This window comes from Micromonospora lupini (assembly GCF_026342015.1).
Lineage (GTDB): Bacteria > Actinomycetota > Actinomycetes > Mycobacteriales > Micromonosporaceae > Micromonospora > Micromonospora lupini_B.
In genome coordinates, this window is the sequence record NZ_JAPENL010000002.1 from 2,640,494 (window position 1) to 2,662,640 (window position 22,147).

19 protein-coding genes are annotated in these 22,147 nt (G+C 73.6%); 12 read left to right on the plus strand and 7 right to left on the minus strand.

Features of this window, described 5'->3' with window-relative positions; genetic code table 11:
• Positions 1 to 11: 11 nt before the first annotated feature.
• On the minus strand, positions 12 to 2,690 hold the full coding sequence (locus OOJ91_RS27110) for a LuxR C-terminal-related transcriptional regulator (protein ID WP_266249355.1): 2,679 nt from the start codon (positions 2,688 to 2,690) through the stop codon (positions 12 to 14).
• Between the two features lie 197 nt (positions 2,691 to 2,887).
• On the opposite strand from OOJ91_RS27110, the gene OOJ91_RS27115 reads away from it, so the two are divergent.
• The 11 genes from OOJ91_RS27115 to rdgB all read left to right on the plus strand — a co-directional run bounded on the left by OOJ91_RS27115 (position 2,888) and on the right by rdgB (position 12,131).
• Entirely contained in the window at positions 2,888 to 4,438 is a 1,551-nt protein-coding gene (locus OOJ91_RS27115; protein ID WP_266249356.1) for a hypothetical protein, read from the plus strand.
• Positions 4,439 to 4,586: 148 nt separating this feature from the next.
• The gene (gene clpS / locus OOJ91_RS27120; protein ID WP_039905549.1) at positions 4,587 to 4,877 is read left to right on the plus strand and encodes an ATP-dependent Clp protease adapter ClpS; all 291 of its coding nucleotides are present in this window, start codon (positions 4,587 to 4,589) and stop codon (positions 4,875 to 4,877) included.
• A 2-nt stretch (positions 4,878 to 4,879) separates the two neighbouring features.
• The gene (locus OOJ91_RS27125; RefSeq protein WP_007456109.1) at positions 4,880 to 5,374 is read left to right on the plus strand and encodes a DUF2017 domain-containing protein; all 495 of its coding nucleotides are present in this window, start codon (positions 4,880 to 4,882) and stop codon (positions 5,372 to 5,374) included.
• A 52-nt stretch (positions 5,375 to 5,426) separates the two neighbouring features.
• Positions 5,427 to 5,915 (plus strand): M67 family metallopeptidase, encoded by a 489-nt coding sequence (locus OOJ91_RS27130; RefSeq protein WP_323178572.1) that lies wholly within the window; start codon positions 5,427 to 5,429, stop codon positions 5,913 to 5,915.
• Positions 5,916 to 5,980: 65 nt separating this feature from the next.
• Positions 5,981 to 6,376 (plus strand): MoaD/ThiS family protein, encoded by a 396-nt coding sequence (locus tag OOJ91_RS27135; protein WP_266249359.1) that lies wholly within the window; start codon positions 5,981 to 5,983, stop codon positions 6,374 to 6,376.
• An 11-nt stretch (positions 6,377 to 6,387) separates the two neighbouring features.
• Positions 6,388 to 7,353, plus strand: a complete 966-nt coding sequence (locus OOJ91_RS27140; RefSeq protein WP_266249360.1) for a PLP-dependent cysteine synthase family protein — start codon at positions 6,388 to 6,390, stop codon at positions 7,351 to 7,353.
• A 226-nt stretch (positions 7,354 to 7,579) separates the two neighbouring features.
• Positions 7,580 to 8,323, plus strand: coding sequence for an MBL fold metallo-hydrolase (locus OOJ91_RS27145; RefSeq protein WP_266249362.1), 744 nt, complete (start codon positions 7,580 to 7,582; stop codon positions 8,321 to 8,323).
• A gap of 90 nt (positions 8,324 to 8,413) precedes the next feature.
• Positions 8,414 to 9,559, plus strand: a complete 1,146-nt coding sequence (locus OOJ91_RS27150; protein ID WP_266249363.1) for a glycosyltransferase family 4 protein — start codon at positions 8,414 to 8,416, stop codon at positions 9,557 to 9,559.
• Positions 9,556 to 10,725, plus strand: a complete 1,170-nt coding sequence (locus OOJ91_RS27155) for a glycosyltransferase (RefSeq protein ID WP_266249365.1) — start codon at positions 9,556 to 9,558, stop codon at positions 10,723 to 10,725. The genes OOJ91_RS27150 and OOJ91_RS27155 overlap by 4 nt, the downstream gene beginning before the upstream one ends.
• Before the next feature lie 10 nt (positions 10,726 to 10,735).
• Complete coding sequence (gene rph, locus OOJ91_RS27160; protein WP_266249367.1) at positions 10,736 to 11,461, plus strand: ribonuclease PH; 726 nt, start codon at positions 10,736 to 10,738, stop codon at positions 11,459 to 11,461.
• Between the two features lie 52 nt (positions 11,462 to 11,513).
• Positions 11,514 to 12,131 carry an RdgB/HAM1 family non-canonical purine NTP pyrophosphatase gene (gene rdgB / locus OOJ91_RS27165; RefSeq protein ID WP_266249369.1) on the plus strand — a complete coding sequence of 206 codons (618 nt, stop codon included), beginning with the start codon at positions 11,514 to 11,516 and terminating at the stop codon, positions 12,129 to 12,131.
• Between the two features lie 61 nt (positions 12,132 to 12,192).
• Here rdgB and hutH read toward each other — a convergent pair whose 3' ends face one another.
• Genes hutH through OOJ91_RS27195 form a run of 6 tightly spaced genes read right to left on the minus strand, consistent with a single transcriptional unit; the run spans position 12,193 to position 19,998 of the window.
• Positions 12,193 to 13,731 (minus strand): histidine ammonia-lyase, encoded by a 1,539-nt coding sequence (gene hutH, locus OOJ91_RS27170; RefSeq protein ID WP_266249370.1) that lies wholly within the window; start codon positions 13,729 to 13,731, stop codon positions 12,193 to 12,195.
• Positions 13,728 to 14,921 (minus strand): imidazolonepropionase, encoded by a 1,194-nt coding sequence (gene hutI, locus OOJ91_RS27175; RefSeq protein ID WP_266249372.1) that lies wholly within the window; start codon positions 14,919 to 14,921, stop codon positions 13,728 to 13,730. Before hutI ends, hutH begins: the two co-directional genes overlap by 4 nt.
• Positions 14,918 to 16,285: a formimidoylglutamate deiminase gene (locus tag OOJ91_RS27180; RefSeq protein ID WP_266249374.1), complete on the minus strand. Its 1,368-nt coding sequence runs from the start codon at positions 16,283 to 16,285 to the stop codon at positions 14,918 to 14,920. The genes hutI and OOJ91_RS27180 overlap by 4 nt, the downstream gene beginning before the upstream one ends.
• Complete coding sequence (locus OOJ91_RS27185; protein ID WP_266249376.1) at positions 16,276 to 17,478, minus strand: allantoate amidohydrolase; 1,203 nt, start codon at positions 17,476 to 17,478, stop codon at positions 16,276 to 16,278. Before OOJ91_RS27185 ends, OOJ91_RS27180 begins: the two co-directional genes overlap by 10 nt.
• On the minus strand, positions 17,475 to 19,130 hold the full coding sequence (gene hutU / locus OOJ91_RS27190) for a urocanate hydratase (RefSeq protein ID WP_266249378.1): 1,656 nt from the start codon (positions 19,128 to 19,130) through the stop codon (positions 17,475 to 17,477). Before hutU ends, OOJ91_RS27185 begins: the two co-directional genes overlap by 4 nt.
• 16 nt (positions 19,131 to 19,146) lie before the next feature.
• On the minus strand, positions 19,147 to 19,998 hold the full coding sequence (locus tag OOJ91_RS27195; protein WP_266249380.1) for a MurR/RpiR family transcriptional regulator: 852 nt from the start codon (positions 19,996 to 19,998) through the stop codon (positions 19,147 to 19,149).
• 124 nt (positions 19,999 to 20,122) lie between these two features.
• Between OOJ91_RS27195 and OOJ91_RS27200 the strand changes: the two genes are divergently transcribed.
• A complete protein-coding gene (locus tag OOJ91_RS27200; RefSeq protein ID WP_266249381.1) occupies positions 20,123 to 22,123 on the plus strand; it encodes a trypsin-like peptidase domain-containing protein in 2,001 nt (666 codons plus the stop codon).
• Positions 22,124 to 22,147 lie beyond the last annotated feature (24 nt).

A 22,147-nucleotide genomic window follows, 5' to 3' on the forward strand; every position in this document is an offset into this window, starting at 1 on the left:
CAGCCTAAGGTTCAGCCCGCGCCGCCGCCTTCGTGGCCCGGGATCGACCGCAGCGCGGCCCACAGCTCGGACCGGCCGGTCACGCCGAGCTTGGTGTAGATCCGCTGCAGGTGGTTCTCCACGGTGCGGGCGGAGAGGTAGAGCCGCTCGGCGATGGCCTTGCTCGTCGCGCCGTGCGCGGCGAGGCGGGCCACCTGCCACTCGCGATCGGTAAGCACCGGCGCCCCGGCCCGCAGCGCCGGCGTGCGGATCAGGTCGCAACGGCCGAGCAGCCCCGCCAGACGCTCGCGCGCCTCGCCGGCCGCCACCGAGTGTTGCTGGCGCAGCAGGTGCAGGGCCTGGGCGGTGGCCTCGGCGGCGTACACGGTCAGCTCCAGCGCGGCGTAGTCGTCGGCGACCGCCAGCAGATCCGCGGGGGAGTCGGTCACCGCGGCCCGTGCGTGCCGGGCCAGCAGCGGCGGGAGCACCCCGTCCACCCGCTCGGACAGCTCGGCGAGACGCTGCGCCACGGTGCGCCGCCCGCCGTCGGAGCAGGTGGGCCCGACCGGCCCGCCGGCCTGGTCCAACCGGACCAGGTCGTGCAGAACGTGCACCTCGTGCCCGGCGAAACCGTCCGCACGCAGCCGGTCGGCCAGGTCGTTGAGCTGCTTGACCGCGCCCGGCAGGTCACCCGACGCGGCGAGCACCGCGCCCCGGGCCTGCTCCAGCCACGGGTAGAGCACCGCCATGCCCGGCGCGTGGGTGCGGTCGGCCTCGGCCATCGCCTCGCTGGCCTGCGCGGCGTCGCCGCGCAGCGCCGCCGCCTGGGCCCGTTCGGCCTGGGCCAGACCGGCGTAGACCCGGCTGGTCGCCAGCACCGCGCACGCGCCCAACGACGTCCGCATCGCCGAGTCGCTCTGCCCGCGCAGTCGCGCGGCGTACGCCTGGAGGATGGCCAGGTATCCGGTGCCGAGCCGGAAGTCACCGGCGCCGGCCAGGTCGGCGAACTCGTCGGCCACGATCGCGTCGATCCCGACGAGGTCGCCGGTGAGCATGAGCCGGGTGCCGCGGGCCAGCTCCAGGGCCAGTTGCAAATAAGGCATGTCGGTGCGCCAACTGGCTGCCGCGGAGTGCACCTGTGCGATCGCCGCGCCGCTGCGGGTCAGCTGACCCTGGGCGGCCTGGACGTACGCGATGGTGCTGCGGGCCAGCTCGCGGGCGGCGATGCTGGCGGCAGGCCGATCGAGCACTGTCTGACTGAGCCGTACGGCGGTGGTCGTGTCGAGCCGGTGCAACCGCATGATCGCCTCGAAGGCGTGCACCCGGGCCCGGTCGGCCGAGTCGCCGAGCTGCTCGACCCGGCTCGCGATTTCCTCCACCGTGGACTCTCGACTGAGCCCCCAGTAGCTGACCATGCCGCGCACTGTCAGCCACCGGCAGAGCCGGCGTTCGTCCCCGGCCTCCAGGGTCACCGCGTCGAGGACGGTGATCGCCTCGTCGGGTCGGTCGGCGAACATCAGGATCGTGGCCAGCAGCTCCGCCGCGTCCGAGCCGCCGTCGGCGTGCAGCGCGGCCCGGGCCAGCCGGGTCGCCAGCGGCACGTCGTAGCGGGTGAACGCCTGCATCGCGGCGTCCACGAGCAGGGCGGCGTCCTGTGCGGTGCCCGAGTCGAGCCGCCAGACCGCCACCCGCAGCAGGTCGTCGCGGCGGCGCTTGCCGACCTGCTCCAGCAGCTCGGCGAGGTGTGCCTGGAGGCGTCGGGTGCGGCTGACCGGGCACCGGCGCCGCATCACCTCGCCGTAGAGCGGGTGGGCCAGGCGTACGTTCGTCCGCCGGTCGTGCTGGACGACTGTGATCAGCCCGCGCTCCTCGGCGAACTCCACATCGGACTGCTCGGCGGCCTGGTTGAGCAGGTGCAGGCCGAGCGGTTCGCCGAAGGCGACCAGCTCGACGACAGTGCGTACGCCGTCGGTGAGCTGCCCGACGCGGGTGTCGATCAGCTCGGTGAGGCTTGGCGCCAGCTCCAGCCGCCCGGTCCACTTCCAGATCCCGTAGGTGCGCTTCAACTCCTCGCTGCCGTTGGCGGCGTGCACCAGCTCGCGCAGCAGCAGCGGGTTGCCGGCCGACAGTCGGCCGAGTCGGTCGGCGGAGCCGGCGTCGACCGGGCCGCCCAGGATCGCCGCCAGCAGGCCGGCGGTCTCCGACGGTGGCATGGGGGTCAACTCGACGTGCTCGACCAGGTCGTCGGTCCAGAGTGCGCGAATCGGAAGCGGGATCTGTTCGCCGTCGCGCAGGGTGCCCACGACTGTGGCGTTGTCGGCGCGGGCGACCAGATGAACCAGCGCCGCGGAGGGCGGGTCGAGGAGGTGCGCGTCGTCGATGGCGAGCACGATCCGCCGGCCGGCGGCCTGCTGTTGCAGAACACCCAACGCCCAGCGGAGTATGCCGGCGGGGGAGAGGCCCTGGGGCTGCTCCGCCGGGAGGACCTGCACCAGCCCACCGAACGGCAGCGCCGCCGTGGTGGCGCTGGCCGCGATGGACCAGATCGCGTACCTGTCGGTGGGCAGGGTGCTGACACCCTCGCGCAGCAGCCGGCTCTTGCCGATGCCCGCGCTGCCACTGAAGAAGAGCCCTCGGCCGGCCTCGCCGGTCACCGCCGCCAGCAGGCGGTTGAGCTCGTCGGTTCGGCCGACGAACTTCCATCGACTCATCCGCGCAGCATATCCATCGGATTCCGTCCGCGCCCGCACCGTCACGCAGCGAAGTTGAGTAGTCGCACAATTACCGGTGAGTATCCGAAGTGTTCCGCCTGGTCGGCCGGCCGAACGTACTCTTCCGACATCCGGGTAGTGTCACCGGAATTTCCACGCGACCGGCGCGCCGGTCGCCTGCCCTGGGAGGCCACCCGATGCAGCAGGGCCCTCTCCCCTCACTCGACTCGCCCGGCGACATGTCCAGCTCAGCCGACCTGCCGAGCTGTGGCCCGCTGCCCACCGAGCCCGGTGTGCCGCCTCCCCGGGCGGACGAGCCGCTCGGCGTGGTCGCCGTCGGCCCGGCCGGCGCCGACAGGCGTGCGGTCCTCGCCAGCCTCGTCGGGCTCGACCCGGTGATGCTCACCGTGCCGGCGGGCAGTTGGCTGCTGGTCCGGCACGCCGTGGTGCCCACGCGCGCGGCGTTCGTCCCCGGCTACCGGCAGCCGCACTCGTACGGCGCGGACCGGGACGCCGCGGGCCCGGCGTTGGCCCGCCCGCCGCGGCGGGTCGAGCTGAGCGTGCCCGAGCCGCTGCTGCGCCACTTCACCCTGATCGACACACCCGACACGGGCGCGCTCGGCGTGGCCGGCGTCCGGGTGCTGCGCGACGCCGTCGGCCGGGCCGGCGCGCTGCTCTTCGTGATCGCGGCCGACCAGGCGTTCACGGCCCAGGAGCTGAATCTGCTCGCCGAGATGGCCGAGGCCCCGGTGGAGGTCGTCTTCGCGGTGAGCCCGGGTGCGGCCGGTTGGGCGCCGCTTACCGACTGCGTGGCCATGACGGAGGACGCGGGGGCGTCCGTCTCGCCGGCCGACGGTCGGTCGGGGGAGGTGGACCCGGTCGCGGTGACAGTCGAGGCGCACCGGGCGGCGCTGCTGGCGGCGGTCCCCTCCCTGGCCGGCGCGCGCTGGTTCCCGATCGACGGCGCCGACTCCGCCGGCGACCTGCGCCGGGCGCTTGTGGGCTGGTCGGCGAGCGAGGGTTTGCAACGGGCCAGCGCCGATCCGCCGGTGCTGCCGGGGCAGCACGACCGGGTGGCGGTGTCCGCCGACCCGGGGGACTGGTCCGAGCGGCTCGACCGGCAGACCCGCTCCTGCGCCCAGCGGATCCGCCAGCACCTGGCCCTGGAGTTGGCGAACGTCCACCTGCGGGCCGTGCAGGAGATCGTCTTCGGAGTCGGCTGCGCCGGCCTGCCGGACCTGCTCGACCGGGAGATGGCGGCGCTGTCGCTGCTGGCCACCGCGCAGTGCGACCACGCGGTGCGGGGCATCGTGGCCGACGCCGCCGCCCAGGTGCTCGGCGCGGCGCCGGCGGAGGGCGTCCGCCGTCGGATCGCCACCGCCGTCCAGTACGGCCTGGCCGACCACCGCGCCGGGCGCGACCTGGACCGGGTCCTGCTGATCACGAGTACGGCGGGTGTGGCCGGGCTGACCGGCGCGGAGGCGATCGACGCGCTCGCCGGCTATCCGACGGCGACCCGTGACGAGGTGCTTCCTCCGGTCGCGGTGGCGCTCTCCGGCGGGTGCTGGCAGCAGTGGCGTACCCCGGGCAACGACGACCACAGCGCCGCGCGGGCCTGGTCCCAGCGGGCGTTGCGGGAGGTCGAGTTGGAGCTTTCCCGGGAGATCTCCCGACGGTTCGAGGTGATCCGCCTCTCGCTGGGCGTGGTGCTCTCCGATGCAGTCGACCACGGCATCCTGCTCGCCTGACCGCGTGGTCACCTCCTGGCTCGGGTCCGTCCCGCGCCTCGCGTCCGACGGATTGCGGGGCGGCTCCGGGGTGGCCAGGGCGGGTGATCCTGGCCTGCCCGGCGTTCCGGTTCCTCGGTTCCGGGAAACCGGTGGCACGATGGGGGGCATGGCGGCTCCACAGGTTGCACCGGTCGAGACGCCGGCCACTGACGACGTGCCGGCGCCCGACCGGCAATGGGTGACGATCGTGTGGGACGACCCGGTCAACCTGATGACGTACGTGACCTGGGTCTTCCAGAAGCTGTTCGGCTACAGCCGGGAGAGGGCGGAGCAGCTCATGCTTGACGTGCACCACAAGGGCCGCGCCGTGGTCTCCACGGGGGCCCGGGAGCGGATGGAGCACGACGCGTCGCAGTTGCACGCGTACGGGCTGTGGGCGACGGTGGACCGGTCGTGAGCATGTTCCGGCGGCAGGCCGGCCGCTATGTCGCCACCTTCGCGGTGGACGAGGTGCGGGTGCTGCGCAAGGTCGCCTCCGAGGTGGTCGGTCTGCTCACCGACGGGTTCGACCACACGGACCCGGTGGTGGGTCGGCTGTTTCCAGCGGTCTATCCGAAGGACGCGAGCGGCACCGCGGAGTTCCGCCGCTACACCGAGGGCGATCTGAAGACTGCCAAGATCGACCAGGCGGGGGCCATCCTGGCCGCGTTGCCCGACGAGGCCGGCGGCGAGGTGCGGTTGGACGCCGAGGCGGCCGAGGCGTGGCTGCGGGCGCTCAACGACGCTCGGCTGGCGATGGGTGTCCGCCTGGAGATCAAGGACGGCACGGACCTGGGTGAGGAGTTGGACGACGCGGTGACCGAGGATCCCGGCTCGAGTCGGGTGTTCCAGCTGTCGGTCTACGCGTATCTCGGGTACCTACAGGAATCGCTGCTCAACGCCTTGATCGACTAGGCGTGACCGGCACCACTTCAGGGCCTGCCCGGTAGGCGTTAGGCTGGTGCACGTGCTGAGCATCGACCGGTCGATCATCGACGCGATCGTCGCCCACGCGCGCCGGGATCACCCCGACGAGGCGTGCGGCGTCGTCGCCGGCACCGTCGGCAGCGACACCCCGACCCGGCACATCCCGATGGACAACGTCGCACGGTCGATGACCTTCTACGAGTTCGACTCGATTGAGCATCTGCGGGTGTGGCGGGAGATGGACGACCGGGACGAGGAGCCCGTCGTCATCTACCACTCGCACACCGCCACCGAGGCGTATCCGTCCCGCACGGATGTCTCCTTCGCCGGCGAGCCGGGCGCGCACTACCTGCTCGTCTCGACCCGTGAGCCCGACTCGGAGGAGATCCGGTCGTTCCGGATCGTCGACGGCGTGGTCACCGAGGAGCCGGTTCGGATCGTGGAGGCCGGGGTCGACCCGCACGCCGTGCAGTCCTACATGTTCGGGCAGAGCCCGGCGACTGTCGACTACGAGTGTTCCGGCCGCTGACCCGTCAGCGTTCGCACCCGTTCGTCCCGTCACCGTTGGCACACCCGTTTGAGGAGCACGACATCATGGCCATCGAGATTCGCATCCCCACCATCCTGCGCAGCTACACCGGCGGCGCCAAGGTCGTCGAGGGCGCCGGCGACACGCTTGGCGACCTGCTCACCGACCTGGACTCGCGGCACGCCGGGCTGCGTGGCCGCCTGGTCACCGAGGCCGGCGCGCTGCACCGTTTCGTGAACGTCTACGTCAACGACGAGGACGTCCGCTTCCTCGGCGCGCTCGACGCGAAGCTCTCCGACGGTGACAGCGTCACCATCCTGCCGGCCGTGGCCGGCGGCGCGTTCGGCTTCGCCGCGGCAGCGGCGATCAGCTCGCACAGCGCGGCGGCAGCGGCGATCAGCTCGCACAGCGCGGCGGCAGCGTCGGTCGGCCGGCACGGCGCCGCCGTCGCCGCGCGCTGAGGGCGGCCGCCGTGGCGCGGTACGACAGCCTGCTCGACGCCTGTGGGGGCACGCCGCTCGTCGGTCTGCCCCGGCTCTCTCCGACGGTGCCCGACGGCGCTCCGCCGGTGCGGCTCTGGGCGAAGCTGGAGGACCGGAACCCGACGGGCAGCATCAAGGACCGCGCGGCGATGTTCATGGTCCGCGCGGCGGAGGAGGCCGGCCGACTTCGGGCGGGCGACACCATCCTGGAGCCGACCAGCGGCAACACAGGCATCTCGCTGGCCATGGTGGCGAAACTGCGCGGGTACCGGCTGGTCTGCGTGATGCCCGAGAACGTCTCCACCGAGCGGGTCCAACTGCTGCGCATGTACGGGGCGGAGATCATCTTCTCGGAGGCGGCGGGCGGCTCCAACCAGGCCGTCGCGACTGCCAAGCAGATCGCCGCCGAGCACCCGGACTGGGTGATGCTCTACCAGTACGGCAACGAGGCCAACGCGCGGGCGCACTACGAGACGACAGGCCCGGAGCTGCTGCACGACCTGCCCACCATCACGCACTTCGTGGCCGGGTTGGGCACCACAGGCACCCTGATGGGCACCGGGCGCTACCTGCGCGAGAAGGTCGAGGGCATCCAGGTCGTGGCGGCCGAGCCGCGTTACGGCGAGCTGGTCTACGGGCTGCGCAACATCGACGAGGGGTACGTGCCGGAGCTGTACGACGCCTCGGTGCTGTCCCGGCGCTTCTCGGTCGGCACCCGGGACGCGGTGCTGCGTACCCGTCAGCTCGTCGAGGTGGAGGGCATCTTCGCCGGTTTCTCCACGGGCGCGATCCTGCATGCCGCGCTCGCGGTGGCGCACGAGGCGGTCCGGGACGGCCGGCGTGCCGACGTGGCGTTCGTGGTCTGCGACGGCGGCTGGAAATATCTGTCCACGGGCGCGTACGGCGGCACCCTCGCGGATGCCGAGGACGCGCTGGAGGGCCAGCTCTGGGCCTGACCGTGGGAGTCCTGCCCGAACGGGCCGTCGGCGTACGCGTCGGCGGCCCGTTCCGTCGTCCGGCTCGCTGTGAGCAGGTGTCACGTTCGTGACAACTTCCAACGGATGATTCTTGTCCTCGGGCACCCCAGCGTAGGCTGCGCAGCGTGGCGTACGCGTCGGTAGAGATCATGGCCGGGACGACCGCCGGCATAGATGCTACTGACAGTAGCAGTGAGACAACCCGATGCGACTGACCGTCCTGGGATGTGCCGGTAGCTTCCCCGGCCCCGAGTCGCCGTGCTCCGCCTATCTCGTCGAGGCCGACGGCTTCCGCCTCCTGGTCGACTTCGGCTCGGGGTCGCTGTCCAGCCTCCAGCGGTACGTCGGGCTGCACGCCCCCGACGCCATCCTGCTGACGCACCTGCACTGTGACCACATCCTCGACGCCGCGTCGTACGTGGTGGTCCGCCGGTACGCCCCGGACGGCCCGTACCCGCCGTTGCCTGTGTACGCGCCGTCCGGCGCCCCGGACCGGCTCAGCGCCGCCTACGGCGACGACGGCACGGTGGAGGACGTCTACCAGTTCTACGCGTTGCAGCCGGGCACCTTCCCGATCGGGCCGTTCACTGTCACCGTCGACCGGGTCAACCACCCCGTCGAGACGTACGGCGTGCGGTTGGAGCACGACGGCCGGTCGCTGTGCTACTCGTCGGACACGGCGCCCTGCGACGCGTTGCTGCGCCTGGCCCAGAACGCCGACGTGTTCCTGTGCGAGGCCAGCTACCTCGACGGCGCGGACAATCCTCCGGATCTGCACCTGACCGGCCGGGAGGCCGGCGAGACGGCGACCAAGGCGGTGGTGGGCCGGCTGCTGCTCACCCACCTGGTCGCGGCCTGGGGCAGCGAGGCGCACACGTTGGAGTCGGCCGCCGCCGCGTACACCGGGCCGCTCGAGGTGGTCCGGGCCGGCGCCAGCTACGACATCTGACGCCCGTCGCGGCGGTCTTGTGCCGTACTGTTCGCCGGCCGGTCAGCGGCCTGTCGCCTGGCGCACCAGTGGCACCCGCACGGTGTGGGCATGCGGATCGCCATCGTGACCGAGTCGTTCCCGCCCGACGTGAACGGCGTCGCGCACTCCGTGGTGCGCACTGCGGAGCACTTGCTGGCCCGGGGCCACGAGCCGGTCGTCATCGCGCCCGCCCCGCCGGGGGCGACGCGGCGGGACATCGAGGGGCTGCCGTACCCGGTGGTGCGTATCCCGAGCGTGCCGCTGCCCCGCTACCAGGGCTTCCGGTTGGGCGTGCCGACCACGACCCGGCTGGCGGGGGCGTTGCTGTCGGCCGCGCCCGACGTGGTGCACCTGGCCAGCCCGTTCATCCTCGGCGCCCGGGCGGCCACGCTCGCCAGCCGGTACGGGTTGCCCATGGTGGCGGTCTACCAGACCGACGTGGCGGCCTACGCCCGGGCGTATCGGGTGAGTTGGGGTGAGGCGGCGGCGTGGCGGCGGCTTCGGGAGATCCACAATCTGGCGCAGCGGACCCTTGCGCCGTCGACCCGCGCGGCTGCCGACCTGATCGCCAACGGGGTGCAGCGGATCTGGTTGTGGGGCCGTGGGGTGGACGCGGTCCGGTTCGATCCGGCCAAGCGGTGTCCGGAGCTGCGGCGTCGGCTGGCCCCCGGCGGGGAGCTGCTGGTCGGCTACGTCGGTCGGCTGGCCCCGGAGAAGCGGGTGGAGCTGCTGGCGGCGACGTCCCGGCTGCCGGGAGTGCGGGTCGTGGTGGCGGGCGACGGCCCGGCCCGTCGCCAGCTGGCTCGGGCGCTGCCGGGTGTGAACTTCCTGGGGGTGCAGCACGGCGAGGACCTGGCCCGGCTCTACGCCAGCCTGGACGTGTTCGTGCACACCGGGCCGCACGAGACGTTCGGCCAGACCCTCCAGGAGGCGCTGGCCTCGGGGGTGCCGGTGGTCGCGCCGGCCAGCGGCGGGCCTGTCGACCTGGTCGACTCGGGAACGACAGGCCTGCTGGTGCCACCGGCCGACGGGGACGCCCTGGCCGCCGCGGTGGCCACGCTGGCCGGGGACGCCGACCGGCGGCGGGCGTACGGGGTGGCCGCCCGGGCCGCCGTGCGCCGGCGCAGTTGGGCGGCCGTCGGCGACGAGCTGGTCGGGCACTATGCGGCGGTACGCGCCCAGTCCGCCACCGTCGGCCTGCGGGCCGCCTCGTGACGGGGACGACCGGCGGACTGCGGATCGTCCGGCTCGCGAACTTCGTGACCGCGCGCTCCGGTGGGCTGCGCACCGCGCTGCGGCACCTCGGCGAGGGCTACCGCGCGGCGGGGCACGATCCGGTGCTTGTGGTGCCCGGTCGACGCGACGCCCACGAGTGGCACCCCTGGGGTCGGGTGGTGACCCTGCCCGGCGTGGAGCTTCCCGGCACCGGCGGCTACCGGCTGCTGGCCGGCAGGCAGCGGCTGGCCCGGGTGCTCGCCGAGCTGGCGCCGGACCGGCTGGAGGTGTCCGACCGGTCGTCGCTGCGCTGGACGGGGGCCTGGGCGAAGGCGCACGGCGTGCCGTCGGTGCTTGTCTCGCACGAGTCGCTGACCGGGCTGCTCGGCCAGTGGGGTGTGCCCGACGTGCTGCGCCGGCCGATCGCCGACCGGCTCAACCGGGCCAGCAGCCGGGCGTACGACCGGATCGTGTGCACGACCCGCTGGGCCGCCGAGGAGTTCGACCGCATCGGCGCCGACAACGTGGATGTCGTGCCGCTCGGGGTGGACCTGGACACCTTCCACCCGGACCGGGCCGACCCGGGACTGCGGGAGCGCTACGCCGACCCGACCGAACTGCTGCTCGTACACTGCGCCCGCCTGTCGCCGGAGAAGCGGCCCGAGCTGGCCGTGCAGGCCCTCGCCGAGCTGCGCCGTGCCGGGGTTCCGGCGGTCCTGGTGCTGGTCGGGGACGGCCCGTTGCGGGCGTCGCTTGCCCGCCGGGCCGCCGGCCTGCCGGTCACGTTCACCGGTTTCCTGCCCGACCGCGCCACGGTGGCCGCGCTGCTCGCCAGCGCGGACGTGGTGCTGGCGCCCGGCCCGGTGGAGACCTTCGGCCTTGCCGGGTTGGAGGCACTGGCCTGCGGAACCCCGGTGGTGGTGAACGCCGCGAGCGCGCTGCCCGAGGTGGTCGGCTCGGCCGGGCTGGCCGCGTACGGCTCGGGGGCGTCGATGGCCGCGGCCGTGACAGGGCTCGCGGCCCGGCCGGAGGCGGCGCGGCGCAGGGCCGCCCGAGCGCGGGCGGAGGAGTTCGGCTGGCCGGCGGCGGTCGCCGGCTTCCTGCGGGTGCACGACGCGGGCGCTGCTCGGGGCACCCCGGGGGAGGCGGATCGCCGCACCGCATAGGGTGCAGGGCATGGCGCGACCTGACGGGCGAGGGCCCTCTCAACTCCGACCGGTGACCCTGACCCGGGGCTGGAGCACCCATCCGGAGGGCTCGGTGCTCGTCGAGTTCGGCGGCACCCGGGTGCTCTGTACGGCGAGCGTCACCGAGGGCGTGCCCCGCTGGCGCAAGGGCTCCGGGCTCGGCTGGGTGACCGCCGAGTACGCGATGCTGCCCCGGGCCACCAACACCCGCTCGGACCGGGAGAGCGTGAAGGGCCGCGTGGGTGGCCGCACGCACGAGATCTCCCGCCTGATCGGGCGCAGCCTGCGCGCCTGCATCGACCTCAAGGCGCTCGGCGAGAACTCGGTCGTGCTGGACTGCGACGTGCTCCAGGCCGACGGCGGTACGCGCACGGCCGCGATCACCGGCGCGTACGTGGCGCTGCACGACGCGGTGGGCTGGCTGGCCGCCCGCAAGGCGCTCGCCGGCAAGCCGGAGAAGGTCATGCACCGCTCCGTCGCCGCCGTCAGCGTCGGGATCATCGCCGGTGAGGCGCGACTGGACCTCTGCTACGAGGAGGACGTGGCCGCCGAGGTGGACATGAACGTGGTGTGCACCGGCGCGGGTGACTTCGTCGAGGTGCAGGGCACCGGCGAGGCGGGCGTGTTCGCCCGCGACCAGCTCGACAGCCTGCTCGACCTGGCCGTGGCCGGGTGCGCCGACCTGGCCGAAGCCCAGCGAAGGGCACTCGCGTGAGCGCGAGGCTTGAGCTTGCGAGCCCCGCAGTCGCCAACGAAGGTGGTTCATCGTGAACAAGGTCCTGCTCGCGACGCGTAACCGTAAGAAGCTTGTGGAGCTGCAGCGGATCCTGGACGGCGCGCTCGGCGCGCACCGGATCGCCCTGCTCGGGCTGGACGACGTGCCCGAATACCCGGAGCTTCCGGAGACCGGTCTCACCTTCGGCGAGAACGCGCTGATCAAGGCGCGGGAGGGCTGCAGGCGTACCGGGTTGCCGACGATCGCCGACGACTCCGGGCTCGCCGTGGACGCGCTGAACGGGATGCCCGGCGTGTTCAGCGCCCGCTGGTCCGGCAACCACGGCGACGACCGGGCCAACCTTCAGCTGGTGCTGGACCAGATCGGCGACGTGCCCGACGAGCACCGGGCCGCGTCCTTCGTCTGCACTGTGGCGCTGGTGCTGCCCGGCGGCAAGGAGCACCTGGTCGACGGTCGGCAGTCCGGCCGGGTGCTGCGCGCGCCGCGCGGCGACGGCGGGTTCGGCTACGACCCGGTCTTCCTGGGTGACGGGCAGGACCGGACCAACGCCGAGTTGACCCCGCAGGAGAAGGATGCGATCAGCCACCGCGGCAAGGCGCTGCGTGAGCTGGCAAAGCTGGTCGCGAAGGTGCTGCCGCCCGCCGCCTGACGGGCGCGCGGTGCTGCCGCCCGCCGCCTGACCCGCGGCGGACGACAGCGACCCGCGGAGGTCAGCCCAGCGGGCCGACCTCCCGTTCGATGGCGGCGCGCAGCTCCGGTCCGGCCAGCACCGCGCGGGCGGCTTCCAACACCGGGGCGAGGAACACGTCCGGGCCGGGTTCGCCGGCAGCCGTGCCGAGGGCGGCGACGGCGGCCCGGCCGGCCGGCGACGGCACCAGCGGCGCGCGCAGTTGCAGACCGCGTACGCCTGCCAGCAACTCGACGGCGAGCAGGCTGGTCAGGTTGTCCAGCACGGTGCGCAGCTTCTTGGCGGCAGCCCAGCCCATCGAGACGTGGTCCTCCTGCATGCCGCTCGTGGGCAGCGAGTCCACCGAGGCGGGGGCGGCCAGCCGACGGTTCTCCGCGACGATCCCGGCCGCCGTGTACTGGGCGATCATCAGCCCGGAGTTGACACCGGCGTCGGGGGAGAGGAACGCGGGCAGGTCCCGGGAACGGGTGACGTCAAGCAGCCTGTCCACCCGCCGCTCGGCGATGGCGCCCACCTCGGCGGCGGCGATGGCGAGGAAGTCGGCGGCGAAGCCCAGCGGCGCGCCGTGGAAGTTTCCGGTGGACTCGACCCGGCCGTCGGGCAGCACCACCGGGTTGTCCACGACCGACACCAGCTCCCGGGCCGCGACCGTGCGGACGAAGTCCAGGGTGTCCCGGGCCGCACCGGCGACCTGCGGCGCGCAGCGCATCGAGTACGCGTCCTGCACGGCATGCGCCAGGTCGTCGCGGTGCGAGTCCATGACGCGGGAGTCCTGCAACAGCCGGTGGATGTTCGCCGCCGACGCCGCCTGGCCGGGGTGCGGCCGGATGGCGTGCAGTTCGGGCAGGAACGGCCGCTCCGAGCCGAGCATCGCCTCGATGGCCAGCGCGGCTGTCACGTCCGCCATGGCGAACAGGTGCGTCGCGTCGTGGATGGCCAGCAGCAGCATGCCGAGCATGCCGTCGGTGCCGTTGATCAGCGCCAGCCCCTCCTTGGCGGCCAGCTCGATCGGCTTGAGCCCGGCGGCGTGCAGCACCTCGGCCGCGTCGCGCCGCTCACCTGCCGGGCCGAGCACCCAGCCCTCACCGAGCAGCACGAGCGCGCAGTGCGCCAGCGGCGCCAGGTCACCTGAGGCGCCAAGCGAACCGTGCTCCGGCACCCACGGGGTGATGTCGTGGTTGAGCAGGTCGACGAGCGCCTCGGCGACCAGCGGGCGGACCCCGGAGCGGCCCAGGGCGAGCGAGCGTACCCGCAGCAGCATCATGGCCCGCACCACCTCGCGCGGCATCGGGGCGCCCACCCCGGCGGCGTGTGAGCGGATCAGCGCGTGTTGCAGCTCGGCACGGCGCTCCGGCGCGACGAAGGTGTTGGCGAGCGCGCCGAATCCGGTCGACACGCCGTACACGGGCCGCCCGGCGGCCTCGATTCCGTCGACGATCGCGCGGCTTGTCGCCATCGCGTCCCGGGTGGCCGGGTCGAGGGTCACCGTGGCGGTGCCGCGCGCCACGGTGAGGACGTCGTCGGCGGTGATACCGGTGGGCTGGATGATCACGGTCGTCACTGTGGAACTCCGTTGCGTATTACCTGGTGGATCAGGGGGACACCGGGCCGGTAGGCCAGGTGCAGGTACGAGGGGGCGTCCAGGACGACGAGGTCGGCCCGTGCGCCGGGGGCGAGCACACCGACGTCGTCGCGGCGCAGCGCCCGCGCGCCACCGGCGGTCGCCGCCCACAGCGCCTCCGCCGGGGTCATCCGCATCTCCCGGACGGCGAGGGCGATGCAGAACGGCATCGACGAGGTGTAGGACGATCCGGGGTTGCAGTCCGTCGCCAGGGCCACTGTGACTCCGGCGTCGAGCAGCCGGCGGGCGTCCGGGTACGGGGAGCGGGTGGAGAACTCCGCCCCGGGCAGCAGTGTGGCGACAGTGGTCGTGGACGTGCCGGATGTCCAGTCCACCGCCGTGGAGGCCAGCGCGTCCACGTCGGCGTCGGACAGGTGGGTGCAGTGGTCCACGCTCGCCGCGCCCAGCTCCACCCCGAGCTGCACGCCCGGGCCGGGGCCGAGCTGGTTGGCGTGCAGCCGCACACCGAGCCCGACGGCCTGCCCGCAGGCGAGGATGGCCCGGGCGTGGTCGACGTCGAAGGCGCCCCGCTCGCAGAACACGTCGATCCACCTGGCGTGCGGCGCGGCGGCGGCAAGCATCGGCCCGCAGACCAGTCCGACGTAGTCGTCCGGACGGTCGGCGTACTCGGCGGGGACCACGTGCGCGCCGAGGAACGTGGTGTCCTCGGTGAACTCGGCGGCGATCCGCAGCGAGCGGGCCTCGTCGGCGACGCTCAGGCCGTACCCACTCTTGATCTCGATTGTCGTGGTGCCCTGGCGCAGCGCCTCCCCGCGTAGCCGGCGCACGGTGGCCCGCAGTTCGTCGTCGGTGGCGGCACGGGTCGCGCCGACAGTGGTCCGGATGCCGCCGCCTGTGTAGCGCTCGCCGGCCATCCGGGCGGCGAACTCGGCGGCCCGGTCCCCGGCGAAGACCAGGTGGGCGTGGCTGTCCACGAACCCGGGCAGCACGGCGGCCCCACCGGCGTCGACCCGCCGGTCGGCGGCCGGCGCGTACGCGGCCGGCCCGACCCAGGCCACGCGGTCCTCCTCGATGAGCACTGCCGCCCTGCGCCGGATGCCCAGCGGGCCCTCGCCGACGCCGTTGGTGACCAGCTCACCGATGTTGTCGACGAGCAGGCTGCCGCTCATGCGGGCGTCACCGCCTCGATCGACGCCGACAGTTCGGCAGGCACGTCAACGCTCAGGTGCCGGCCCTCGGCCACGACCACGCGGCCGTCCACCACGACCTGCTCGACGTCGGCCGCCCCGGCCGCGAAGAACGCCCCCACCGGCGGCACCCCTGCGGTGCGGGCGCTGTCGAGTCGTACCGTGACCAGGTCGGCGCGGGCGCCGACGGCGATCCGCCCGGCGTCGGCCCAGCCCAGGGCGGCGTGCCCGGCGGCGGTCGCCATGGTCAGCAGGCCGGCCGGGGTGAAGTGGCCGCGACGGCGGGTGCGTAGCCGCTCGTCCAGCTCCACGGCGCGGGCCTCCTCGAACAGGTCGATCACGGCGTGACTGTCGCTGCCCAGGCTCAGCCGGATCCCCGCGTCGGCCATCCGCCGGGCCGGGCCGATGCCGTCGGCGAGGTCACGTTCGGTGGTGGGGCAGAGGCACACCCCGGTCCGGCTGTCGCCGAGCAGCGTCAGGTCGCCGCTCGTCGGGTGCGTGGCGTGCACGGCTGTGGTGTCCGGCCCGAGCACGCCGTGGTCGGCGAGCAGCGCGGCGGGCGTACGCCCGTGCACGGCCCGGCACTCGTCGTTCTCGGCGGGCTGCTCGGAGAGGTGCACGTGCAGCGGCGCCTGCCGCTCCCGGGCCCAGCCGGCGACAGTGCCGAGCTGGTCGGCCGGGACCGCCCGCACCGAGTGCACTGCCGCGCCCACCCGGACGTGCGAGTCCGCCGGTGGGAACGCCGACACCCGCTGCGCCCAGCGGGCCGCGTCGCCGTCGCCGAAGCGCCGCTGCGGCCCGGCGAGCGGCCGGCCGTCCACCCCGGCGCTCAGGTAACAGGTGTCCAGCAGGGTGAGCCGGATGCCGGCGTGCGCGGCGGCCTCGACAAGCGCCGCCCCCATCGCGTTCGGGTCGTCGTACGCGCCGCCGTCGGGCCTGTGGTGCAGGTAGTGGAACTCGCCGACGCACGTGATCCCCGCGAGGGCCATCTCGGCGTAGACGGCGCGGGCCAGCGCCAGGTAGGTGTCCGGGTCCAGCCGGTCGGCCACCGCGTACATCCGGTCCCGCCAGCTGAAGAAGTCGCCCCGGCCGCCGTGGGTACGCCCGCGCAGGGCCCGGTGGAAGGCGTGCGAGTGCACGTTCGCGAGGCCGGGCAGGGTCAGGCCGGGCAGCGGCACCGCATCGGCGTACACGTCCACACCGGCGCTCGGCCGGCCGGGAGCGGCCAACGCGGTCACACCGGTGATCACCCCACCGTCGGTCTCGATGAGCACGTCGGGCGTGGGCTGGGCGAGATCGGGCAGCCAGGCGTACTCGGCGAGCCAGCGGGTCGGGGTCAGCGGCATGTCAGCTCCTCCAGCACGCGGGCCAACGCACGTATGCCGGCGGCGCAGTCGTCGTCGGTCGCGGCCTCGGCGGGGGAGTGCGACACCCCGCTCGGGTTGCGCACGAAGAGCATCGCGGTGGGCAGGTGCGCGGCGAGCACCCCCGCGTCGTGCCCCGCGCCGGTGGGCAGCACCGGCGCGTCGAGCAGCGCCGCCAGGCGTTCGGTCAGCCCACCGTCGAAGGCGACAAGCGGCGTCACCGACTCCTCGGTGACTGTCACCTCCGTACCGTCGCGGCGGGCCCGCTCGGCGAGCTTGCCCCGGACCGCGTCGACGAGGCCGGTCAGGGTCTCCGGGTCGGCGGCGCGGGCGTCCAGCCAGCCGGTCACCCTCGACGGGATCGCGTTCGTGGCGTTGGGCTCGACCTGGACCCGGCCCACTGTGGCGTGTGCCCCGCGCAGCCGGGCCTCCTTGTTGGCCGCCAGCACAGTGAACGCGTAGGTGAGCATCGGGTCGCGGCGGTCGGCCATCCGGGTCGTACCCGCGTGGTTGCCCTCGCCGACCACGTCGAAGCGCCAGCGGCCGTGCGGCCAGATCGCGCTGGCCACCCCGACCGGCGCGTCGGCGTCGACAAGCGCGCGGCCCTGCTCGACGTGCAGCTCCACGAAGGCGCCGAACCGGCCGAGCAGCTCCGGTCGCGCGCCCGCCGGCCGGTCGCCGAGCGCGTCGGCGAAGCTCACCCCGGCCGCGTCGCGCAGGCCGGCCGCGCGGTCGGCCGCCAGCGCGCCGGTGAGCAGCCGCGAGCCCAGACAGGGTACGCCGAAACGGGCGCCCTCCTCCTCGACGAACGCGCCCAGCACCAGCGGCCGGACGGGCGTGACCCCGGCGGCTCGCAGTTCGTCAACGGCCAGAAACGCGCTGACGATGCCGAGTGGCCCGTCGTACGCCCCGCCGTGCGGCACCGAGTCGAAGTGGCTGCCGGTCAGCACCGCGTCGGCGCCCTCCGGGTCACCCCAGTGGGCGAACAGGTTGCCGTTGCCGTCCTCGGTGACCGGCAGGCCCCGCCCCTGCGCCTGCGTACGGAACCAGGCCCGCAACTCCGTCTCCGGCTCGCTAAACGCGTACCGCAGGTAGCCGCCGCTGCCGGCGTCCCGGCCGACAGGCGCGATCTCGTCCCACAGTGCCCGGAACCGGCTCGACAGGTCGTCGCTCACGCGGGTGCCTCGGTCATCGGCACCCGGACACCTGTGCGCTCGGCGACCTCGCGGGCGCTGTCGTAGCCGGCGTCGACGTGCCTGATGACGCCCATCGCCGGGTCGTTGGTGAGTACCCGCTCGATCTTCTGCCCCGCGAGGGCGGTGCCGTCGGCCACGCAGACCTGCCCGGCGTGGATCGACCTGCCGATGCCGACGCCACCGCCGTGGTGGATCGACACCCAGGACGCGCCGCTGGCCGTGTTGACGAGCGCGTTGAGCAGCGGCCAGTCGGCGATGGCGTCGGAGCCGTCCGCCATCCCCTCGGTCTCCCGGTAGGGACTCGCGACACTGCCGGTGTCCAGGTGGTCGCGGCCGATCACCACCGGGGCGGACAGCTCGCCGGAGGCGACCATGTCGTTGAACCGCACGCCCGCCCGGTCCCGTTCGCCCTGCCCGAGCCAGCAGATCCGGGCCGGCAGACCCTGGAACGCGACCCGCTCGCCGGCCAGCTTGATCCACCGGGCCAGCGACTCGTTCTCCGGGAACAGGTCCAGGATGGCCCGGTCGGTGGCCGCGATGTCGGCCGGGTCGCCGGAGAGCGCCGCCCACCGGAACGGGCCCCTGCCCTCGCAGAACAACGGCCGGATGTACGCGGGCACGAAGCCCGGGAAGTCGAAGGCACGCTGGTAGCCGCCGAGCTGCGCCTCGCCCCGGATCGAGTTGCCGTAGTCGAACACCTCGGCGCCGGCGTCGAGGAAGCCCACCATGGCCTCGACGTGCGTCGCCATCGACGCGCGGGCCCGGTCGGTGAACTCGGCCGGCTTGGCCGCCGCGTAGTCGCGGGCATCGGCCAGCTCGACCCCCACCGGCAGGTACGCCAGCGGGTCGTGGGCGCTTGTCTGGTCGGTCACGATGTCGATCTCGACGCCCCGGCCGAGCAGCTCGGGGAAGACCTCGGCGGCGTTGCCGACGACGCCGACGCTCAGCGCCCGCCGGTCCCGCTTCGCGGCGAGGACCCGCTCGACGGCGTCGTCCAGGGAGTCGGCGACCTCGTCGAGGTAGCGGTCGTGCACGCGACGGTCGAGCCGGGTGCGATCCACGTCCACGATCAGGCAGACGCCGTGGTTCATGGTGACCGCGAGGGGCTGCGCCCCGCCCATGCCGCCGCAGCCGGCGGTGAGCGTCAACGTGCCCGCGAGAGAGCCGTCGAACCGTTTGGCGGCCACCGCCGCGAACGTCTCGTAGGTGCCCTGGAGGATGCCCTGGGTGCCGATGTAGATCCACGAGCCGGCGGTCATCTGCCCGTACATGGTCAGGCCGAGCTGTTCGAGGCGGCGGAACTCCGGCCAGGTCGCCCAGTCACCGACCAGGTTCGAGTTGGCAAGCAGCACCCGGGGCGCCCACTCGTGGGTACGCATGACCCCCACCGGGCGGCCCGACTGCACGAGCATCGTCTCGTCCTCGCGCAGGTCGGTTAGCGTACGGACCAACGCGTGGTACGACGGCCAGTCCCGCGCCGCCTTGCCGGTGCCGCCATAGACGACCAGGTCGTCGGGGCGTTCGGCCACCTCCGGGTCGAGGTTGTTCATCAGCATCCGCAGGGCGGCCTCCTGCTGCCACCCGCGGGTGGTGAGCTGGCTGCCCCGTGCGGCACGGATGGGCTGGGTCATCTGCGGTCTCCTCCGGTCAACCGAGGAACAACTGTCGGCGGGCCGCGGAGGCTTCGAACGCCTCCAGACGGCGTTGGGTGTCGGCCGGCGCGGCGTCGCAGATCGCCTGCAGCAGCACCATGGCCAGGGTCATCGGGGCGGTGTGCAGGTCGAAGACGAGCTGAGCGCCGACGGCGGCCGGCAGCACCACGTCGGCGTGTTCGGCGGCCGGGCTGACCGGCGAGTCGGTGATCGCCACGACTGTCAGCCCGGCGGCGCGTGCGTCGCGCAGCGCCTCCAGGGTCTCCCGGGGGTAGCGGGGCAGCACGAAGGCGAGCACGGCGGACGCCCCCGCCGCGGCGGCTTGCTCCAGACGGTCGGTGAGCAGGGTGCCGCCGTCGTCGAGCACCCGTACGTCCGGGTGCACCTTGGCGGCGAAGTAGGCGAAGTACGCGGCCAGCGGCGCGGCGGCGCGCAGGCCGAGCACCGGCAGTGGGCGGCTGGTCGCGAGCAGCCGGCCCGTCTCGGCGATCCGGTCGGTGTCGGCGAGCTGACCGGCCAGCCGGTCCAGGTTGCCCATCTCGGCACGTACCGCCTGCTGGAGCTCGTTGCCGGCGTCGGTCGACCCGCCGGGTGTCGTGCTGGTCAGGTCGCGCAGCCGGCGGCGCAGCGCCGGATAGCCGTCATGGCCGAGCGCGACGGCGAACCGGGTGACCGAGGGCTGGCTGACCCCGGCCAGCTCGGCGACCTCGGCAGCGGAGAGGTACGCGACGGCCGGGGCGTGTTGCACGAGACAGTGCGCGATCCGACGCTGGGTAGGGGTGAGCCGTACCCCGTCGAACAGGTGGAACACCTGTTCGGCCGACGCCTGAACCACTCCGTCATTCACTCCGCGACTCTATGCATGAAAACTTTCAGAGGGCAACCGTCCGACGGCTTTCCCATCAACCGGAAGTGAGCGGAGTGGCACGCTCTCTGTAGTATCCGCACGGCGGTTGAGCGGAGGAGTGCGGATGCAGCCGGATGGCCCGTACAGGTTCACCCACGTGCTGGGCGGATGCCAGGTGGGGAAGGCGTGGGCGGCCATCGACGGGCAGGGCCGGCTGGTGACCGTCGCTGTCCTGGACGCCGCCGTGGCGGCCACGCCCGCCTGGCGGGAGGCGTTCTCCGCCACCGCCAACGCGATGGCGCAGACGCAGGGTGGTCAGCCGTTCGTCTACGCCGACTTCGCCGCCACCGCGCCGTGGGTCGCCTACCCGGCGGAGGCGGGGCCGGGCGCGGAGAAGCTCTTCCGTGCGCTGGGCATGGACTACCAACCGGTTCCGGGCGAAGCCGCGTCACCCGGGGCCGACGTGCCGTCGACCTCCGGCCCCGTGAGCCCGGCCGCCGCGGTGCCGCACCAGGTCTCCGGGCCGCCCCAGCAGGTCTCCGGGCCACCGCAGTCCGTCTCGGGCGTGCCGCAGTCCGTCTCGGGCGTGCCGCAGTCCGTCTCGGGCGTGCCGCAGGTGTCCGCGCCGCCGCACGCGCCCTGGGCGATGCACGGCGGTCCGATTCCCGTGCAGCCGGTCTCCGCCGCGCCACAACCGGTCTCCGGCGCCGGCGCGGAGGCGTCCACGGTGGACCCGGTGTTCCCGGACGCCGACCGGCCGTCCTCGGACGACCTGTTCGCCGGCCCGGTCCGGCGGATCAAGCCGTCCGCGCCACCGCCGCGCCGCACCGGCCTCTGGGTCGGTGTCGCCGCCGCGGCCCTGGCCGTGGCCGTGGGCGCCGGCGCCACCGTCTGGGCGGTCTCCGGCGACGAGAAGCCGACCGACCCGCAGACCCTGCCCACCACGTCCGGCACCGCGGCCTTCCCCAGCGCCCCGGCGATCAACCCCGGGCTGAAGCCCTGGGCGCAGGCCGCGCCGTACAGCGTCGAGGAGCGTTCCCTCGCCATCGCCGCGCCGTCCATGGTGTTCGTCGAGGCCGTCTTCACCGGCACCCTGCGCGAGGCGAAGTCGAACGTCCCGCTGAGCGTCACGCCTGTCACCTTCAAGCGGCGGTGCAGCGGCTTCGTGGTGAACGCCGACGGCCACATCGTCACCAACGGTCAGTGCGTTCGCCCGGCCGTCCAGGCGGCCCGGGAGCGCGCCCTCTACACGCTCGGTCGGATCCTGATCGAGCAGAAGAGGCTGACCGCGCCCCAGTTGGACGAGTACGTCCGGGGCAAGCTGAACACAAGCGTGTTCACCGGCGCCGAGCCCGGCTCGGAGCCCGTCAGCCAGGTTTTCGCCCAGTTCAACGTGGCCCGGGGCGACCTCACCGCCAGCCCCGCCATCCCCGGCCAGATCGTCCGGGTCCTCGAGCCCGATGCCGGCAACCTCGCCCTGGTCAAGCTGACCCAACCCAGCCTCCCGGCGGTGGAGTTGGCCGACGGCGGTGTGCCCGGACCGGGCGCCGCGCTGCTCGTGATGGGTTACCGCACCACCGACGCGGACTTCCGGGCCGCGACCTACACAGTGGAGAGCAAGCCGGCCCAGGTTGCCGGCACCGCCAACCAGGGCTCGGTGAGCGTCTCCCGCCTCAACGACGACGTCGGCATCTACTCCGCCGGCGGCGTCGCCCTGGACACCACCGGCCGGGTGGTCGGCGTGCTGGACACCGACCGGGCGGCCAGTGGCACGCCCAACCGCGCGCTGGTGCCGGTGTCGGTGGTCACCGGGCTGCTCGAGGCGGGTGGCACCAGCAACGGTCGCGCCGACACCGACAAGGTGTACCGCGACGGGTTGGACGCCTTCTTCGCCGGCCGGAACGACGATGCCATCGCCAGTTTCGACCGCGTCGCCCAGGCGTCGCCTGTCAACCTCCTGGCGCAGGCGTACCGGCAGAACGCCGTGGACCGCGCCCGGCTCGCCGACGAGTCCGACGGCCCACCCCGGCTCCTGCTGGCGCTGCTCGCCGGGCTCGGTGGTGTGCTGCTGGTCGGGCTGATCGTGCTCGTGGTGGTGTTCCTTCGCCGTCGACCCCGGTACTGACCGGGCCGCCGCGGCACGGCGGCG

Bases quoted from the DNA above. Each gene is read 5' to 3' on its own strand.
- OOJ91_RS27135 (WP_266249359.1), top strand. From the start codon at position 5,981: ATGGCCATCGAGATTCGCATCCCCACCATCCTGCGCAGCTACACCGGC.
- OOJ91_RS27180 (WP_266249374.1), bottom strand. From the start codon at position 16,285: ATGCCGCTGACCCCGACCCGCTGGCTCGCCGAGTACGCCTGGCTGCCC.
- hutU (WP_266249378.1), bottom strand. From the start codon at position 19,130: ATGACCCAGCCCATCCGTGCCGCACGGGGCAGCCAGCTCACCACCCGC.
- hutI (WP_266249372.1), bottom strand. From the start codon at position 14,921: ATGAGCGGCAGCCTGCTCGTCGACAACATCGGTGAGCTGGTCACCAAC.
- OOJ91_RS27145 (WP_266249362.1), top strand. From the start codon at position 7,580: ATGCGACTGACCGTCCTGGGATGTGCCGGTAGCTTCCCCGGCCCCGAG.
- OOJ91_RS27200 (WP_266249381.1), top strand. From the start codon at position 20,123: ATGCAGCCGGATGGCCCGTACAGGTTCACCCACGTGCTGGGCGGATGC.
- rph (WP_266249367.1), top strand. From the start codon at position 10,736: ATGGCGCGACCTGACGGGCGAGGGCCCTCTCAACTCCGACCGGTGACC.
- OOJ91_RS27125 (WP_007456109.1), top strand. From the start codon at position 4,880: ATGTTCCGGCGGCAGGCCGGCCGCTATGTCGCCACCTTCGCGGTGGAC.
- OOJ91_RS27150 (WP_266249363.1), top strand. From the start codon at position 8,414: ATGCGGATCGCCATCGTGACCGAGTCGTTCCCGCCCGACGTGAACGGC.
- OOJ91_RS27115 (WP_266249356.1), top strand. From the start codon at position 2,888: ATGCAGCAGGGCCCTCTCCCCTCACTCGACTCGCCCGGCGACATGTCC.
- clpS (WP_039905549.1), top strand. From the start codon at position 4,587: ATGGCGGCTCCACAGGTTGCACCGGTCGAGACGCCGGCCACTGACGAC.
- OOJ91_RS27110 (WP_266249355.1), bottom strand. From the start codon at position 2,690: ATGAGTCGATGGAAGTTCGTCGGCCGAACCGACGAGCTCAACCGCCTG.